The sequence below is a fragment of the Salinibacterium sp. VpJ6 genome, assembly GCF_059767345.1.
The window spans coordinates 1,758,163-1,773,837 of the sequence record NZ_JBSOQL010000001.1 but is presented as its reverse complement, the minus strand read 5'-3'; the positions used below and the strand labels follow the sequence as shown (position 1 = coordinate 1,773,837).

Sequence of the window (15,675 nt, the reverse complement as noted above, 5' to 3'; positions counted from 1 at the left end):
GTTGTAGTTTCCAGCCAGGCGATTCGACCACCGTCACCCACAGCAATGACTCAACGCGGAGGCACCACAGTTCAATGGCGACTGCAGCAGAAATGGCACCGGCATCACACGCCGCCCGCACCCCCGCGCTCAGCCTCAGGGGCGCATCCAAAACTTTCGGCCCCGTGATCGCGCTTGCGGATGGCACCATCGAGATCCTTCCGGGTGAGATCCATGCTCTCGTCGGAGAGAACGGCGCAGGCAAGTCCACCCTCGTAAAGATCCTCGCCGGAGTTCACTCCCCCGATGGCGGCGAATTTCTGGTCGAAGGAAAGCCGGCGCACTTTCGCAACGTCAGTGAAAGTAAAGCGGCCGGCATATCGGTCATCTACCAAGAACCGACGCTATTCCCCGACCTCACCGTCGCCGAGAATATCTTCATCGGCCGCCAGCCCAAGGGTCGCGCTGGACTCATAAGCCGTGGAGAGATGCGTCGACGTGCGGCCGAACTCTTCACCACTCTCGGAGTTCCTATTGATCCCGATCGCATCGCTGATGGACTTTCTATCGCCGATCAGCAGATCATCGAGATTGCCAAAGCAATCTCGCTCGACGCCAACGTTCTCGTCATGGACGAGCCAACAGCGGCACTCTCCGGTGTCGAGGTAGAACGCCTCTTTACTGTCGCTCGCGCGCTGCGGGAAAAGGGCGCGGGCATCCTGTTCATCTCGCACCGCTTTGAAGAGGTCTTCGGGCTCAGCGACCGCATCACAGTCATGCGAGACGGCCGCTACATCCAAGTTCACAACACCGCCGAAGTTACCGTTCCGGCAATCGTCAAGGAGATGGTCGGGCGCGAGCTTGGTGAGCTATTCCCCAAGCAAGACGCCGCGATCGGAGACATAGTGCTCAAGGTTGACGGCCTCAACAGTGTCGGCACGTTCACCGGAATCGACTTCGAGATTCGCGCCGGTGAAATCGTCGCCCTCTCGGGTCTCGTCGGTGCCGGGCGCACTGAAGTTGCCCGCGCCGTATTCGGGATTGACCCGTATGACACGGGAAGCGTGAGCATCAGCGGCGCGGCACTGAAAGCACATAGCCCAAGGGATGCGATCGCCGCAGGAATCGGATTCGTTCCCGAGGATCGCCGTAAGCAGGGTTTGGTGCTCGAGCTCTCGGTTGCACGAAATGTCACCCTGACCCTCCGCCACTCACTCGCACGCTTCGGGATCATCTCCGGTCGACGCGAACGCGCCGCCGCCGAAGATTGGTCGCAGCGACTTCAGGTGAAAACCGGTTCGCAGGATCTACCCGTTTCTACCCTCTCGGGAGGAAACCAACAGAAGGTCGTGCTCGCTAAGTGGCTTGCTACCGACCCGAAACTCCTCATCGTCGATGAACCCACTCGAGGAATCGACGTCGGAACCAAGGCAGAAGTGCACCGTCTCATCTCTGATCTTGCGGGCCGCGGTATTGCGATCCTTATGATCTCCTCCGGACTGCCAGAAGTGCTCGGGATGGCTGACCGCGTTCTCGTCATGCACGAAGGCCGCATCACGGCAGAACTCAGTCGCGCTGACGCGACAGCAGAACGGGTCATGCAGGCTGCCACGGGCAGTCGCGAAGCACTGCACCTGGAACAGACCGACGAAGAACTGAGCACTGAATTGGAGGCGGGCGAGTGAGCACCGTGACCCACGCACCGGCCATGCCGCGAAGCAACGCCCTCAAGCGTTTCTTCACCGCCCGGGAGATCCCCGTCGCCGGCGCCCTTATTGCGCTCATTGTGGTGACCTACATCATCAACCCGCGCTTTCTCTCGCCGCAGAGCACCAAGGACTTGATGCTCAACGCGACGATCATGGTGATCCTGGCTGTCGCTCAGGCACTCGTCATCATCACCCGCAACGTTGACCTTTCCGTCGGTGCCATCTTGGGTCTCGTCGCCTTCGGCACAGGAACCGTCTTCGATATGTTCCCGACCATTCCCCTTGTACTGGTGTTCGTGATCGGCATGATCTTCGGTGGACTCCTCGGGTCAATCAACGGCATGTTGGTTACCTCAGCCAAAGTGCCTGCACTGGTGATCACCCTCGGCACCCTCTACATTTTCCGAGGAGTGCTGTCGAGCTGGGCCGGGTCGAAACAGTTCTTCTCCGGTGACAATCCCAAAGCGTTCGGCAACCTCTCGGTCGACACTCTTGTCGGCATCCCGATCATCACGATCATCGCGGTCGTCATTACGGTGGCCGTTGCGATGTTCATGAGCTCGGTCCGAAGCGGTCGTGACCTGTACGCAATCGGCTCAGACCCGGATGCGGCCCGCCTGTTCGGCATCCCCGTCGGCGGTCGAGTGCTGAGCGCGTTCATCGCGTGTGGTGCACTCACTGGCCTCGCCGGTGTTCTGTATGCCTCTCGCTACAACTCGGTCGGAGCGCTCACCGGTTCCGGAATCGAATTGGATGTCGTAGCCGCGGTCGTCGTCGGCGGCGTCGCGATCTTCGGTGGTTCGGGAACTGTCGCCGGTGCTGCGATCGGCGCCGTGCTGCTCTCCACCATTACTGGTGCGCTCACGGCCACCCGAGTCGACAAGTTTTGGCAGCAGGCGATCGTGGGTGTGCTCATCCTCGCCGCCATCATCATCGATCGAGTCGTATCGCTGCGAAGAGCCCGCAAGCTGCGAGTGAATGAGGCAAAAGATGTCTAAGACCATGGCCACTACTTCACGGGGCCAGTTGAGCCGCCGCCTCACCGGCCATGACGCCGTAATCTTCTACATCCTGATCACGGTCGTCATCATCTCGATGGCCACGGTGAACTACTTTGCCTCGACCCTCACCGTGGGCTTCTTGCTCGTTCAAGTGCTTCCGATCCTGCTCATCGCAATGCCGATGGCGTTGGTTATCGTCTCCGGTGAGATCGACCTTTCTGTTGCCTCAACGGCCGGCCTTACGAGCGCCACGATGGGCGTGCTGTGGCGCGATAGCGGACTAGATATCGGAACCGTCATGGCGCTCTCGCTGCTGGTCGGCGTGCTGTGCGGAGCCTTCAATGGCTTCCTCATCACCACACTCGGCTTGCCATCCCTGGCCGTCACGATCGGAACTCTCGCCCTCTACCGCGGTCTCGCGCTCGTCGTCATCGGCGACCAGAAGGTCGCGAGCTTTCCCAAGGAACTGAACGCATTCGTGCTTTCAAAGATAGCCAACACCGGCATCCCGGTCATGATGATCTTCGCGTTGATCGTGATCGCGTTCTTCGCAGTACTACTGCACTTCACCCCCTTCGGACGTGGCCTCTACGCCCTCGGGTACAGCCCGCAGGCGGCCACTTTTGTGGGAGTGCGAGTCGGTCACGCCAAGTTCTGGATTTTCGTTGCAACCGGCGTTGTCTCATCGATGGTTGGCGTCTTCCTCACCCTGCGACTGGCAAGCGCCGGTCCAGATAACGGAACCGGCCTTGAGCTCAGCGTCATCGCCGCTGTTCTGCTCGGTGGTGTCTCGATATTCGGCGGCAGGGGAAACATCCCCGGCGTCGTTGGCGGTGTCCTGCTCATCGGCACACTCACCTATGCACTTCGGCTCGCCAAAGTGCCGGAGACGGCACTGATCATTGTCACCGGCGGATTGCTCGTGCTCTCCGTCGTGGCCCCCAGCGTTATCGCCTGGGGCAAGGAACGCATCCGGTTGAACCGGCTGCGCCGAGAAGTCCAGGGGCAGAACGCCCCCGGAATAACCCGCGCCTAAGCACCAGGCGTCTTTACGAAAGGAAGAACAATGAAGTTGTTTTCCACGCGCAGCCGAGGCGGCCGTATCGGCTCTATCGCTGCAATCGCAACGGTTGTGGCCCTTGCCGCGACCGGTTGCGCTGCAACTAACGACGGCGACAGTGGCAACGGCGGCGGCGAAAGCGCCGGAACCATTGCGTTCTTGCCCAAGCAGCTCAATAACCCCTACACCGACGTCGTTCTCGGCGGCGGCGAAGAGGGCGCAGCGGCAATCGGCTACGAATCAGAGGTTCTCGGCCCCCTCGAAGCCAGCGCTAGCGCACAGATCCCATTCATCGAGCAGGCGACCCAGCAGGGTACGAACGTCATCGTGATCGCGGCGAACGACCCCGACGCTGTTGGCCCCGCTCTGCAGACGGCGCGTGAAGCCGGCGCGAAGATTGTCGCGTTCGACTCCGACACCAACCCCGACTACCGCGACATCTTCATCAGCCAGGTTGTTGCCAAAGACGTCGCACTGATTCAGCTCGAGATCATCTCCGAGCAAATCGGTGGTTCAGGTGAGATCGCGATTCTGTCGGCAACGGCAACCGCGACGAACCAGAACGAATGGATCGAGTTCATGGAAGAAGAGCTTGCCTCGAACCCTGACTACTCGGACATCACGCTCGTCGCCAAGGTCTACGGCGATGACGACGCTGACAAGTCGTTCCAGGAAACTCAGGGACTGCTCTCGTCGTACCCTGACCTCGCGGGCATCATCTCGCCCACCACGGTCGGTATCGCCGCAGCAGCGAAGTACCTCTCGACCTCGGACTACAAGGGCAAAGTTGCTCTGACCGGTCTGGGACTCCCCAACGAAATGCGTGAATTCGTCAAGGACGAGACCGTTCAGGAGTTCGCTCTCTGGGACCCGGCCCAGCTCGGCTACGTTGCAGCATTCGCTGGCAAGGCTCTCGTTGATGGAACCATCACTGGCGCCGAGGGCGACACCTTCGACGCGGGCGACATGGGCGAGATCACTGTCGGCGCGAACGGCGTTGCCATCGTTGGACCGCCTACGCGCTTCAACGCAGACAACATCGACGAATACGACTTCTAACTAGTCGCTCAGATACCCGGGCCTGCTCACGAGCCGGCCCGGGTATCCACCCCTCACCAACAACCACCAGCCTCAGATTTTCGGAGCCAATGATGTCCCTTACCCCAGCTTCAGAGCTGCTTCCACCCAAGACTCGGCGCGCCACCCGCATCGGTCTCGTCGCCGGCGGGCTCGCTGCTTACTGGCCTCAATTTCCCGCGCTCCTCCCCCAGCTTCAGGAGTCGAGCAGATACGTCACCGACCGGTTCACCGCCCTCGACGCTGAAGTCATTGATGTTGGATTCATTTCGGATGCCCAAGAGGCCACCGTCGCGGCAGAGAAGCTGCGTCGTGCCGACTGCGATCTCATCGTCATCTTCCTGACCACCTATCTCACTGCATCCATGGTTCTTCCAATTGCGCAGCGCGCGAAGACTCCGGTGCTCGTCATCGATCTCCAGCCCACCGAAGCGATGGACCACGCCAACTTCGACACCGGAAAGTGGCTCGCGTACTGCGGCCAGTGCCCCGTGCCCGAGGTCGCGAACGTTTTCAAGCGCGCTGGCATCGAGTTCCGCAGCGTTTCAGGCCACCTAAAGGATGAACGGGCTTGGGCTCGCATAAACCGTTGGGTGAACGCGGCCAAGGTGCGCGCAACTCTTCGCCACGCACGCCACGGCCTCATGGGCCACGTCTACCCGGGAATGCTCGATGTCTCGACCGACCTCACCCTCGTCTCCAGCCAATTTGGCTCACACGTAGAAGTGCTCGAATTCGATGACCTTCGGGTTCGCGTTGACGAAGTAACCGATGCCCAAGTCACCGAGCGCATGAACCTTGCCCGCAAGCTGTTCACTCTCGATGAGTCGGTACGCGAGGAAGATTTCGCCTGGGGCGCCAAAGTGAGCGTCGGACTCGATCGACTGGTCGGCGACTTTGACCTCGACTCTGCCGCGTACTACCACCGCGGCCTCAACGGTGAACTGCACGAGCGCCTGGGCGCTGGCATGATTCTTGGCTCATCGTTGCTGACCGCTCGCGGCATCCCTTTCGTTGGTGAATACGAGTTACGCACTAGCTTGGCGATGCTTGCCGCCCACACCATCGGCGCTGGGGGCTCGTTCACAGAGATTCAGGCGCTCAACTTCTTTGACGACGTGGTGGAGATGGGTCACGACGGCCCAGCGCACCTCGCCGTTTCAGAGCGCGATCCGCTGCTCCGTGGCCTTGGCGTTTACCACGGCAAACGAGGCTACGGAGTGTCCGTTGAGTTTGACGTGCAGCAGGGTCCTGTCACCACATTTGGAATCGGACAGGATCGCGACGGCAGCTACACGTTCATCACTAGCGAGGGAATCGTAACTCCTGGGCCGCTCTTGGAGATCGGCAACACTACGTCGCGCGTCAGTTTCGGCGGCGACCCTGGTGAGTGGGTCGATGAGTGGTCGCAGACCGGCATCGGTCACCACTGGGCTCTCTGCGTCGGCCATGTTGCTGGCGACATTCACGCCGCCGCGAGCTTGCTCGGGATCGAGCACCGTCACGTCGATATGGCCGACCTTCCGAAGTGGCGTTAGGGGTGTATCCGTGAAGCGCTATTGCTTTCAACTGCAAGTGAAGCCCGACCACATCGAGGAATACAAAGTCGCGCACGCCGCTGTTTGGCCGGAGATGCTTGAGGCACTCGCGGCAACGGGGTGGCACAACTATTCACTTTTTCTTCGTGCCGACGGCCTGCTGATCGGGTACGTCGAATCTGACGACCTTGCCGCTGCACAGCGCGCAATGGCCGCCACCGAAGTGAATTCTCGATGGCAGGCAATCATGGGCGACCACTTTGTCGACCTCGATGTTCCGCCGGACGAGGGGTTCATTCCCCTGGAAGAAGTATTCAACCTCGAGGACCAACTTGCTGCGAGCAGGAGGCGGTCAGATGGATAGATTGCCTCCTCTAGAATCTCGGTCTACACTCGAATTGAATCGATTCACTTTGTCGCTTCCCCGAAACCTTCGCGAGCACATCCTCGCCCCGATATCTCTCGGCTTCACAACCAGCCGTACCTCCACCAGAAAGTAAGAATTCCCATGGCGCAATTCAGCTCAATCGCAGCCCGCCTCGAAGAACAGGCCATCGAACTTCCCTCCTGGGCCTTCGGCAACTCCGGCACGCGCTTCAAGGTATTCGGCACCCCCGGAACGCCTCGCACTCCGGAAGAGAAAATTGCAGATGCTGCCCAGGTCAACAAGTACACGGCACTCTCGCCGACAGTTGCCCTGCACATCCCGTGGGACAAGGTTGACGATTACAGCGCCTTGCGCGCCTTCGCCAACGACCACGGCGTGGACCTCGGCACGGTGAACTCGAACACCTTCCAAGACGACGACTACAAGTTCGGTTCGCTCACTCACGTCGATCCCACGATTCGCCAGAAGGCGATCGACCACCACTTCGAGTGCATCGATGTGATGGATCAGACAGGTTCGCGCGACCTCAAGATCTGGCTCGCTGACGGTTCCAACTACCCCGGCCAGGCCGACATCCGTGGTCGTCAAGACCGCCTCGCCGACTCCCTGCAGAAGATCTACGACCGCCTCGGCGAAGAGCAACGCATGGTGCTCGAGTACAAGTTCTTCGAGCCCGCTTTTTACCACACTGACGTTCCCGACTGGGGAACCAGCTACGCGCAAGTATCGGCCCTCGGCGAGCGTGCCCTCGTGTGCCTCGACACGGGCCACCACGCCCCCGGCACCAACATCGAGTTCATCGTGATGCAGTTGCTACGCCTCGGCAAGCTCGGTTCCTTCGACTTCAACTCGCGCTTCTACGCCGATGACGACCTCATCGTGGGTGCCGCCGACCCGTTCCAGCTGTTCCGCATCCTCTACGAGGTTGTTCGCGGCGGCGGCTACGGTGCCGACAGCGGCGTGGCCTTCATGCTCGATCAGTGCCACAACGTTGAAGACAAGGTTCCCGGTCAGATGCGTTCGGTGCTCAACGTGCAGGAGATGACCGCTCGTGCACTGCTCGTCGATTCGGATGCTCTCACCGCTGCGCAAGACGCCGGTGATGTTCTCGGTGCCAACGGCATTCTGATGGATGCCTTCTACACCGACGTGCGCGCTGACCTTGCTGCTTGGCGCGAGTCGCGCGACTTGCCCGCCGACCCGATGGCGGCGTACGCAGCCTCCGGTTACCAGCAGAAGATCGCCGAAGAGCGCGTCGGTGGCGTTCAGGCTGGATGGGGAGCCTGAGCGAAGAAGCATCGCTTCGACGCTCCAGGCTCCGAGTGCGCCACAGCGCACTGTCTACTAGAGCCGCAAGACTGGCCCTCGGTGTGAAATTTCGTGGGTTGTAACATGAAATCTCACACACCACCGAGGAGCACGATGGCGACGATTGGCACTCTGGGCGCACAACAGCGACGAGCGATGTTGCAGGAGCGCCTCAATCGCGACGGCGCTCTGCGCCTCGACGACATCGCTGCCGAGCTCGCCGTCTCGGCGATGACCGTGCGCCGCGATCTCGATGAGATGGAAGCCGAAGGGCTGCTGCGGCGGGTACGCGGCGGGGCGATCTCGATCTCGGGGCCGCGCCCCTTCGACGAACGCCGTGCCGTGCGTGCCCGCGCCAAGCAAGTGATCGCCACGAAAGCGTTGGCGCTCATTCCGCAATCGGGAGCGATCGCGCTCGATGCTTCCACCACGACCGGGACGATCGCCACGACGATTGGCCAGCGCGACGGGCTTTCTGTCGTCACCAACTCGTTCGAGAACTTCATCTGCCTGCGCTCAATTCTGGGAGTGACCGGGGTGCTCACAGGCGGCGAGTCCGAGCCGAAGACCGAGAGTCTGGTGGGGCTTCTCGCCTGCCAGGGGGCGGCATCCGTGCTGTATTCGCGCTTCTTCTCCTCGGCGAGCGCCGTCGACCCGTCTCTCGGCAGTTCTGAGGTGTCGCTCGATGAGAGTCAGGTCAAGCAGGCCTTTGCCGGCGCCGCTCGCGAGACGATTCTCTGCGTCGATTCGTCGAAGCTGGACGACCAGTCGATCGCGGTGAGCTTCAACCTGCGCGATGTGAGCTTGCTCATCACCGAACTCGACCCGCGGGATTCCCGGCTGGATGCTTACCGGGAGCACGTCGAGCTTCTCTAACATGCACGCCCCTTGCACCTTCTGGTAATTTATTGTTAGATTTCACAAATACTTACAAACCTGACGATACGGGATACCTCCATGACGAACCCCACTGCCGCTGAACTCATCGCTCGGTCGAACCGCCTCGGTTCTGACCCGCGCGTCACCAACTACGCCGGCGGCAACACGTCGGCCAAGGGCACCGAAACGGATCCGGTTACCGGCGAGCCCATCGAGCTCATGTGGGTAAAGGGCTCCGGCGGAGACCTCGGCACGCTCACTGAGTCCGGCCTCGCCGTACTGCGCCTCGACCGCCTGCGCGCCATGACCAACGTCTACCCCGGTGTTGAGCGCGAAGATGAAATGGTTGCAGCGTTCGACTTCACGCTGCACGGTAAGGGTGGCGCCGCGCCATCCATCGACACCGCCATGCACGGCCTCGTGGATGCTGCGCACGTCGACCACTTGCACCCCGACTCGGGAATTGCTTTTGCCACCGCCAAGGACGGCAAGAAGCTCACCAAGAAGGCATTCGGCGACAAGGTTGTGTGGGTTGACTGGCGTCGCCCCGGCTTCCAGCTCGGACTCGACATCGCTGAGATCAAGGCGAAGAACCCGAAGGCGATCGGCTGCATCCTCGGTGGCCACGGCATCACCGCCTGGGGCGACACGAGCGACGAAGCAGAAGCCAACAGCCTCTGGATCATCACGACCGCCGAAGAGTACATCGCCGCGAAGGGCAAAAAGGCGCCGTTCGGTCGTACCGTTGCCAAGAACGCCGCACTTCCCGAGGCCGAGCGCCGCGAGAAGGCCGCCGCGCTTGCGGCAACCATTCGCGGCATCGCGAGCCACGATCGCCCCATGGTCGGTCACTTCACCGACTCTGACGTCGTTCTCGACTTCCTCGCTTCAGCGAACGCCCCCAAGCTCGCCGCTCTCGGCACGAGCTGCCCCGACCACTTCTTGCGCACCAAGGTGAAGCCGCTGCTGCTCGACCTGCCCGCAAACGCGTCGATCGAGAAGAGCATCGAGCGTCTGAAGGAGCTCCATGAGGAGTACCGCAAGGACTACACCGCGTACTACGACAAGTTCGCCACCGACGACTCCCCCGAGATCCGCGGCGCTGACCCGCTCATCGTTCTCGTTCCCGGCGTCGGAATGTTCAGCTACGGCGCCAACAAGCAGACCGCCCGCGTTGCCGGCGAGTTCTACGTGAACGCCATTAACGTCATGCGTGGCGCCGAAGCGATCTCGAGCTACGCTCCCATCAGCGACGCCGAGAAGTTCAACATCGAATACTGGGCACTCGAAGAAGCCAAGCTGCAGCGGATGCCCAAGCCCAAGTCGCACGCCACGCGCGTTGCTCTCGTGACCGGCGCAGCATCCGGTATTGGCAAGGCCATCGCTACTCGACTCGCTGCGGATGGGGCGTGCGTGATCATTGCTGACCTCGACCTTGAGAAAGCTCAGGCCGCCGCCGCCGAAATCGGCGCTGCGTATTCCAACCCGGCTGATGTGGCGATCGGCCTCAAGGTCAACGTGACCGACGCCGCAGCGATCGAGCGCATGGTGCAGGATGCCGTACTCGCCTTCGGGGGCATCGACATCGTGGTGAACAATGCGGGCGTTTCACTCTCGAAGCCGCTGTTGGAGACCACCGAGAAGGATTGGGACTTCCAGCACGACATCATGGCTAAGGGTTCGTTCCTCGTCTCGAAGGCGACCGCGCCGGTATTGATCGATCAGGGAATGGGTGGCGACGTCATCTACATCTCGTCGAAGAACTCGGTCTTCGCTGGCCCGAACAACATTGCCTACTCGGCCACTAAGGCCGACCAGGCTCATCAGGTGCGACTGCTCGCAGTCGAGCTGGGCGAGCACGGCGTGAAGGTCAACGGCATCAACCCCGACGGCGTCGTACGCGGTTCCGGAATCTTCGCTGCAGGCTGGGGCGCCAACCGCGCCAAGACCTACGGCGTTGAAGAAGAAGACCTCGGCAAGTTCTACGCTCAGCGCACGATCCTCAAGCGTGAGGTTCTGCCGGAGAACGTTGCCAACGCGGTATCGGTGCTCACGGGCCCCGACCTCAGCCACACCACTGGTCTCCACATCCCCGTTGATGCTGGTGTTGCGGCGGCCTTCCTCCGATGAACGCACAAGTTGTCGCCGCGGTCGATCTGGGTGCGACCAGTGGCCGAGTCATGCTCGGCCACGTGGGTCATAACGAGCTCTCGGTTCGCCCGGTGGCACGTTTTCCCAACGGGCCAGTTCGCCGCGCTGATGGCTTGCACTGGGACATTGATGCGCTCTACTCGAGTGTTCTCGCTGGCTTGGCGGCTGCTGTTCGTGAAGAGCCGCAGCTGTCGAGCATCGGCGTGGATTCGTGGGCGGTTGACTACGCACTGATGGCGGGCGGGCAGATGGTTGCTCCTCCGTTCCACTACCGCGATGATCGTACGGCGGCGGGCGTGGAGCGCGTGCACGCGATCGCCGATCACGCTGAGTTGTATGCGTCGAACGGTTTGCAATTTCTGCCCTTCAATACGCTGTACCAGTTCGCAGCCGAGCAGAACCTTGCCGACGCCGATGGTTTCTTGCTGGTGCCCGACCTCATCAACTACTGGTTGACGGGGCGACAGGTTGCCGAACAGACCAACGCATCGACAACCGGGCTACTGAATCTGGCCACCGGTCAGTGGGATGACGCCCTCATCGAGAAGCTCGGATTCTCCCGCAGCCTCTTCCCTGAGCTGGTCACTCCCGGCACAACGCTGGGGCCGGTGCGCGACGAACTTGGCATCCGTGCCGACGTGGTCGCTGTTGGATCGCACGACACGGCATCCGCAGTCGTCGCGGTTCCGGCAACGAACGACGACTTCGCCTATATCTCGTGTGGCACGTGGGGTCTCGTGGGCGTTGAACTGGGCTCCCCCGTTCTCACCGAAGCGAGCCGCGCCGCGAACTTCACCAACGAGGGCGGCGTCGACGGGCGAGTGCGCTACCTGCACAATGTCATGGGCCTATGGCTGCTGAGCGAGTGCGTACGCGAATGGCAGAAGGAAGACTCCAGCGTCGACCTTCTCGAACTGTTGACTGCGGCATCCGCTCTCACAGTTCGGGTGCCAACGTTTGACGCAAACGACCCGCGCTTTCTTGCACCAGACGGCATGCCTGACCGCATCGCTGCCTGGTGCACCGAGCACGATTTGCCGGCTCCGCAATCACGCGTGGAGTTTGTGCGCAGCATCATCGAAAGCCTCAGCGTTGCTTTCGTGGATGCCGTTCACACGGCCTCTGAGCTGTCGGGAAAGTCGGTGTCGGTCATCCATATCGTCGGCGGTGGTTCGCAGAATGAGTTGCTCTGCCAGCAAGTGGCCGACCGCAGCGGAATGCCGGTGCTCGCCGGCCCCGTGGAAGCCACGGCGATCGGCAATGTGCTCGTTCAGGCACGCGCTCAGGGCTTCGTGGAGGGTTCGCTGGAGAGCTTGCGCAGCCTTGTGGCTGCCGCGTTCTCGCCGAAGCGCTACTTGCCGCGTTCGCAGTAGCATCCGATTTCAGGTAACGACGAAGCGCCGACCACCGATCAATTCGGTAGTCGGCGCTTCGTCGTTTGGCTGACGTCAGCTCGCGTTAGCCCTCGTCAAGCATCGGGTAGGTGAGCCCGATCTGACGGCGGATCTCGTCGAGAGTGTGCATGATCTCAATGCTTTCGGCGGGCGACAGAATGTCGTTGGCGATCTCGCCTGCGGTGACGAGGCGCTCGAGTTCGGCGGCCTGAAACTGCATGCCGCGACCGGTGGTGGTGCCGTCGAATTCTTCGATGACGGTGCCGTCACCGTCGAAGCGGGTGAAGGTGGTTGGCGCATAGAACGTCTCAGCGATTTCGATGCGACCTTCGGTGCCGACAATTACGGCGCGCGTGGGGCCGGCGAGGTCGAGTGTCGTCTGCAGCACCGCTTGAGCTTCGGTGCCGTAGCTGAAGATCATCGAGGTCTGGCGGTCGACATCCGTGCCGGTCTTGGTGGCGACGGCCACGATACCTGTCGGTACGCCCAGGATGTCGTGCGCAAACGACACCGGGTAGATGCCGAGGTCGAGCAGTGCACCACCTCCGAGGAGGGGGTTGTTGATGCGGTGCAGCGGGTCGCTTGGCAGGTTCTGGTTGTGGTCGGCGATCACGCTGCGGATCGTGCCGAGCGCTCCCTGCGCAATGAGCTCACGGATGCGCACCATGTGGGGCAGGTATCGCGTCCACATGGCTTCAAGAACAACGAGGTTGAGTTCGGATGCTCGCGCGACAACCTTTTCGGCCTGCGCCGCGTTCATCGTAAACACCTTCTCTACGAGCACATGCTTGCCGGCGTTGAGCGCGAGCAGCGCGTGCTCTTCGTGGAAGGGGTGCGGAGAAGCGACGTAGATCGCGTCGACGTTCGGGTCAGCAACGAGGTCTTCGTAGCTGCCGTGCGCGGTCGGGATGCCGTACTCGGCAGCGAACGTGGTGGCTGATTCCGCGGTGCGGGATCCGACCGCAACGACGTTGTGACCGTGCTCGATGAGGTCACTGGTTTGCAGGCCAGCGATCCACCCGGTGCCCAGAATTCCCCAGGCCACTTGCTTCGCCATGCCATCCCCTTTGTTGCGCACGAAAACATACGTCGCCAATGTAACAGGTGCCTATTTTGCTTTGTCTTACATTCTGTTAGATTGTTTGACAATCGGAATCAACGAAGAGGGAGCGCACCGTGATTGAGAACGCTGCAGTGCTCCCTGAGACCGTTGCGCAGAAGCTTCGCGCCGACATCATTTCCCAGAAGGATGCTCCAGGCTCCGCCATTACCGAGTCGGCCGTTGCCCTGCGCTTCGGCGTTGCCCGCCCTACCGCGCGCATCGCCATCGATCGCCTCGTCGCCGACGGCATCCTGCGCCGTGAAGCCCACCGGGCCGCGCGCGTGCCCGAGCTCAGCTATGACGACGTGCTCGACCTCTTCGACACTCGCTCCATCGTGGAGACCGCCGCGATGGCGGCGCTAGCCGAGGCCGGCGCGATTCCGGCGGAGGCGCTGGCAGCCCACCGGGCGCTCACGGCTACCGATGATTTCGCGCACCACGACATCCAGTTCCACCGTGCGCTCGTCGCCGGTCAGCCCAGCTCACGCCTCACTCGCCTGCACGAACTGCTCATGGGCGAAGTCGAGCTGTGCATTGGGCAGGTTCAGTCCGCCCAACTCATCACCGCCCACGAGGTGGCCGAACAACACCAGGGCATCCTCGATGCCATCACCGCCGGGGATGCCGCCACCGCAGAGCGCCTCACCCGCGACCACATTGTGGGGGCGCGCGATCGCCTCCTCACCCACCTCGACACCGATCTCGACACCGACAACTAAGGCACCTCATGGTTAAGCGTCAATTTCCGAACCCCGTAGAGCTCGCGAAGCTCATGAAGTTCAAGGCCCCCGAGCTCAACGGCAAGAAGCGCCGTCTCGACAGCGCCCTCACGATCTACGACCTCAAAGACATCGCCAAGCGTCGCACGCCCAAGGCTGCCTACGACTACACGGATGGCTCGGCCGAAGGCGAAATCTCGTTGAGCCGTGCGCGCCAGGCCTTCGAAGACATCGAGTTTCACCCCTCGATCCTTCGCGATGCCTCGAACGTCTCCACCACCACCCAGATTCTGGGCGGCACCTCCGCGATGCCCTTCGGTATCGCCCCCACGGGATTCACGCGCCTCATGCAAACCGAGGGCGAGATCGCGGGCGCGGGCGCCGCAGCGGCAGCAGGCATCCCGTTCACGCTGTCGACGCTCGGCACGACATCCATTGAAGATGTGAAGGCCGCAAACCCGAACGGTCGCAACTGGTTCCAGCTGTACGTGATGCGCGAGCGCGAGATCTCGTACGGTCTTGTCGAACGCGCGGCCGCCGCTGGCTACGACACCCTCATGTTCACCGTCGACACCCCGGTTGCCGGGGCGCGACTGCGGGATAAGCGCAATGGCTTCTCGATTCCGCCGCAGCTGACGGCCGGCACGATACTCAACGCGATCCCCCGCCCGTGGTGGTGGTTCGACTTCCTCACGACTCCCCCGCTCGAGTTTGCGTCGCTCGCAACCACCGGCGGCACCGTGGGCGAACTGCTCGACTCCGCCATGGACCCGTCAATCAACTACGACGACCTCAAGATCATCCGCGCCATGTGGCCAGGCAAGATCGTGATCAAGGGAGTGCAGAACCTTGAAGACTCGAAGCGCCTTGCCGACCTTGGTGTTGACGGCATCCTGCTCTCGAACCACGGTGGCCGCCAGCTCGACCGCGCGCCTATCCCCTTCCACTTGCTGCCCGAGGTCGCCCGCGAAGTCGGTAACGACGTTGAGGTGATGGTCGACACCGGCATCATGAACGGTGCGGATGTCGTGGCTTCGATGGCGCTCGGTGCCAAGTTCACACTCATCGGCCGTGCCTACCTGTACGGCCTTATGGCCGGAGGTCGCGAGGGCGTCGACCGCACTATCGAGATCCTGTCGGACCAGATCGTGCGCACCATGAAGCTGCTCGAAGTCACCAGCATCGAAGAGCTTGAACCCAAGCACGTCACTCAGTTGCAGCGACTGGCACCCCGTGCCGTCGCGCCGAGCGCCGCCGCTGCGGTTCCTGCCAAGCGTGCTGCGCCGCGCAAGGCTGCCACGTCGGCTCCGGCTGCCGCCAAGGCCGCACCCGCGAAGGCTGCCACCAAGACTGCTGCAAAGAAGTAAGAC

13 protein-coding genes are annotated in these 15,675 nt (G+C 61.8%); 12 read left to right on the top strand and 1 reads right to left on the bottom strand.

Going from position 1 to position 15,675, the window contains the following annotated elements; translation table 11 throughout:
* The first annotated feature begins 74 nt into the window (after positions 1-74).
* The 10 genes from ACWTV1_RS08755 (at position 75) to ACWTV1_RS08710 (ending at position 12,463) form a co-directional block, all read left to right on the top strand.
* Complete coding sequence (locus tag ACWTV1_RS08755) at positions 75-1,664, top strand: sugar ABC transporter ATP-binding protein (protein WP_498504954.1); 1,590 nt, start codon at positions 75-77, stop codon at positions 1,662-1,664.
* Entirely contained in the window at positions 1,661-2,686 is a 1,026-nt protein-coding gene (locus ACWTV1_RS08750; protein ID WP_498504953.1) for an ABC transporter permease, read from the top strand. Before ACWTV1_RS08755 ends, ACWTV1_RS08750 begins: the two co-directional genes overlap by 4 nt.
* Positions 2,679-3,725 carry an ABC transporter permease gene (locus ACWTV1_RS08745; protein WP_498504952.1) on the top strand — a complete coding sequence of 349 codons (1,047 nt, stop codon included), beginning with the start codon at positions 2,679-2,681 and terminating at the stop codon, positions 3,723-3,725. Before ACWTV1_RS08750 ends, ACWTV1_RS08745 begins: the two co-directional genes overlap by 8 nt.
* A 30-nt stretch (positions 3,726-3,755) precedes the next feature.
* Positions 3,756-4,808, top strand: a complete 1,053-nt coding sequence (gene rhaS / locus ACWTV1_RS08740; protein ID WP_498504951.1) for a rhamnose ABC transporter substrate-binding protein — start codon at positions 3,756-3,758, stop codon at positions 4,806-4,808.
* A gap of 92 nt (positions 4,809-4,900) precedes the next feature.
* Complete coding sequence (locus tag ACWTV1_RS08735; RefSeq protein WP_498504950.1) at positions 4,901-6,364, top strand: arabinose isomerase; 1,464 nt, start codon at positions 4,901-4,903, stop codon at positions 6,362-6,364.
* 10 nt (positions 6,365-6,374) lie between these two features.
* On the top strand, positions 6,375-6,728 hold the full coding sequence (locus ACWTV1_RS08730) for an L-rhamnose mutarotase (RefSeq protein WP_498504949.1): 354 nt from the start codon (positions 6,375-6,377) through the stop codon (positions 6,726-6,728).
* 144 nt (positions 6,729-6,872) lie between these two features.
* Positions 6,873-8,039, top strand: a complete 1,167-nt coding sequence (rhaI, locus tag ACWTV1_RS08725) for an L-rhamnose isomerase (RefSeq protein WP_498504948.1) — start codon at positions 6,873-6,875, stop codon at positions 8,037-8,039.
* A gap of 135 nt (positions 8,040-8,174) precedes the next feature.
* The gene (locus tag ACWTV1_RS08720; RefSeq protein WP_498504947.1) at positions 8,175-8,936 is read left to right on the top strand and encodes a DeoR/GlpR family DNA-binding transcription regulator; all 762 of its coding nucleotides are present in this window, start codon (positions 8,175-8,177) and stop codon (positions 8,934-8,936) included.
* 81 nt (positions 8,937-9,017) lie between these two features.
* Entirely contained in the window at positions 9,018-11,069 is a 2,052-nt protein-coding gene (locus ACWTV1_RS08715; protein WP_498504946.1) for a bifunctional aldolase/short-chain dehydrogenase, read from the top strand.
* Positions 11,066-12,463 carry a rhamnulokinase gene (locus ACWTV1_RS08710; protein ID WP_498504945.1) on the top strand — a complete coding sequence of 466 codons (1,398 nt, stop codon included), beginning with the start codon at positions 11,066-11,068 and terminating at the stop codon, positions 12,461-12,463. Before ACWTV1_RS08715 ends, ACWTV1_RS08710 begins: the two co-directional genes overlap by 4 nt.
* An 85-nt stretch (positions 12,464-12,548) precedes the next feature.
* On the opposite strand, the gene ACWTV1_RS08705 is transcribed toward ACWTV1_RS08710, so the two are convergent.
* The gene (locus ACWTV1_RS08705) at positions 12,549-13,541 is read right to left on the bottom strand and encodes a Gfo/Idh/MocA family protein (protein ID WP_498504944.1); all 993 of its coding nucleotides are present in this window, start codon (positions 13,539-13,541) and stop codon (positions 12,549-12,551) included.
* A gap of 119 nt (positions 13,542-13,660) precedes the next feature.
* On the opposite strand from ACWTV1_RS08705, the gene ACWTV1_RS08700 reads away from it, so the two are divergent.
* Together ACWTV1_RS08700 and ACWTV1_RS08695 are read left to right on the top strand one after the other, a co-directional pair.
* The gene (locus ACWTV1_RS08700) at positions 13,661-14,305 is read left to right on the top strand and encodes a GntR family transcriptional regulator (RefSeq protein WP_498504943.1); all 645 of its coding nucleotides are present in this window, start codon (positions 13,661-13,663) and stop codon (positions 14,303-14,305) included.
* Positions 14,306-14,313: 8 nt separating this feature from the next.
* Positions 14,314-15,672 (top strand): alpha-hydroxy acid oxidase, encoded by a 1,359-nt coding sequence (locus tag ACWTV1_RS08695; protein WP_498504942.1) that lies wholly within the window; start codon positions 14,314-14,316, stop codon positions 15,670-15,672.
* Positions 15,673-15,675 lie beyond the last annotated feature (3 nt).

Coding starts and splice junctions, on each gene's coding strand:
- ACWTV1_RS08755 (WP_498504954.1), top strand. CDS start 75: ATGGCGACTGCAGCAGAAATGGCACCGGCATCACACGCCGCCCGCACC.
- ACWTV1_RS08745 (WP_498504952.1), top strand. CDS start 2,679: ATGTCTAAGACCATGGCCACTACTTCACGGGGCCAGTTGAGCCGCCGC.
- rhaS (WP_498504951.1), top strand. CDS start 3,756: ATGAAGTTGTTTTCCACGCGCAGCCGAGGCGGCCGTATCGGCTCTATC.
- ACWTV1_RS08735 (WP_498504950.1), top strand. CDS start 4,901: ATGTCCCTTACCCCAGCTTCAGAGCTGCTTCCACCCAAGACTCGGCGC.
- rhaI (WP_498504948.1), top strand. CDS start 6,873: ATGGCGCAATTCAGCTCAATCGCAGCCCGCCTCGAAGAACAGGCCATC.
- ACWTV1_RS08720 (WP_498504947.1), top strand. CDS start 8,175: ATGGCGACGATTGGCACTCTGGGCGCACAACAGCGACGAGCGATGTTG.
- ACWTV1_RS08715 (WP_498504946.1), top strand. CDS start 9,018: ATGACGAACCCCACTGCCGCTGAACTCATCGCTCGGTCGAACCGCCTC.
- ACWTV1_RS08710 (WP_498504945.1), top strand. CDS start 11,066: ATGAACGCACAAGTTGTCGCCGCGGTCGATCTGGGTGCGACCAGTGGC.
- ACWTV1_RS08705 (WP_498504944.1), bottom strand. CDS start 13,541: ATGGCGAAGCAAGTGGCCTGGGGAATTCTGGGCACCGGGTGGATCGCT.
- ACWTV1_RS08695 (WP_498504942.1), top strand. CDS start 14,314: ATGGTTAAGCGTCAATTTCCGAACCCCGTAGAGCTCGCGAAGCTCATG.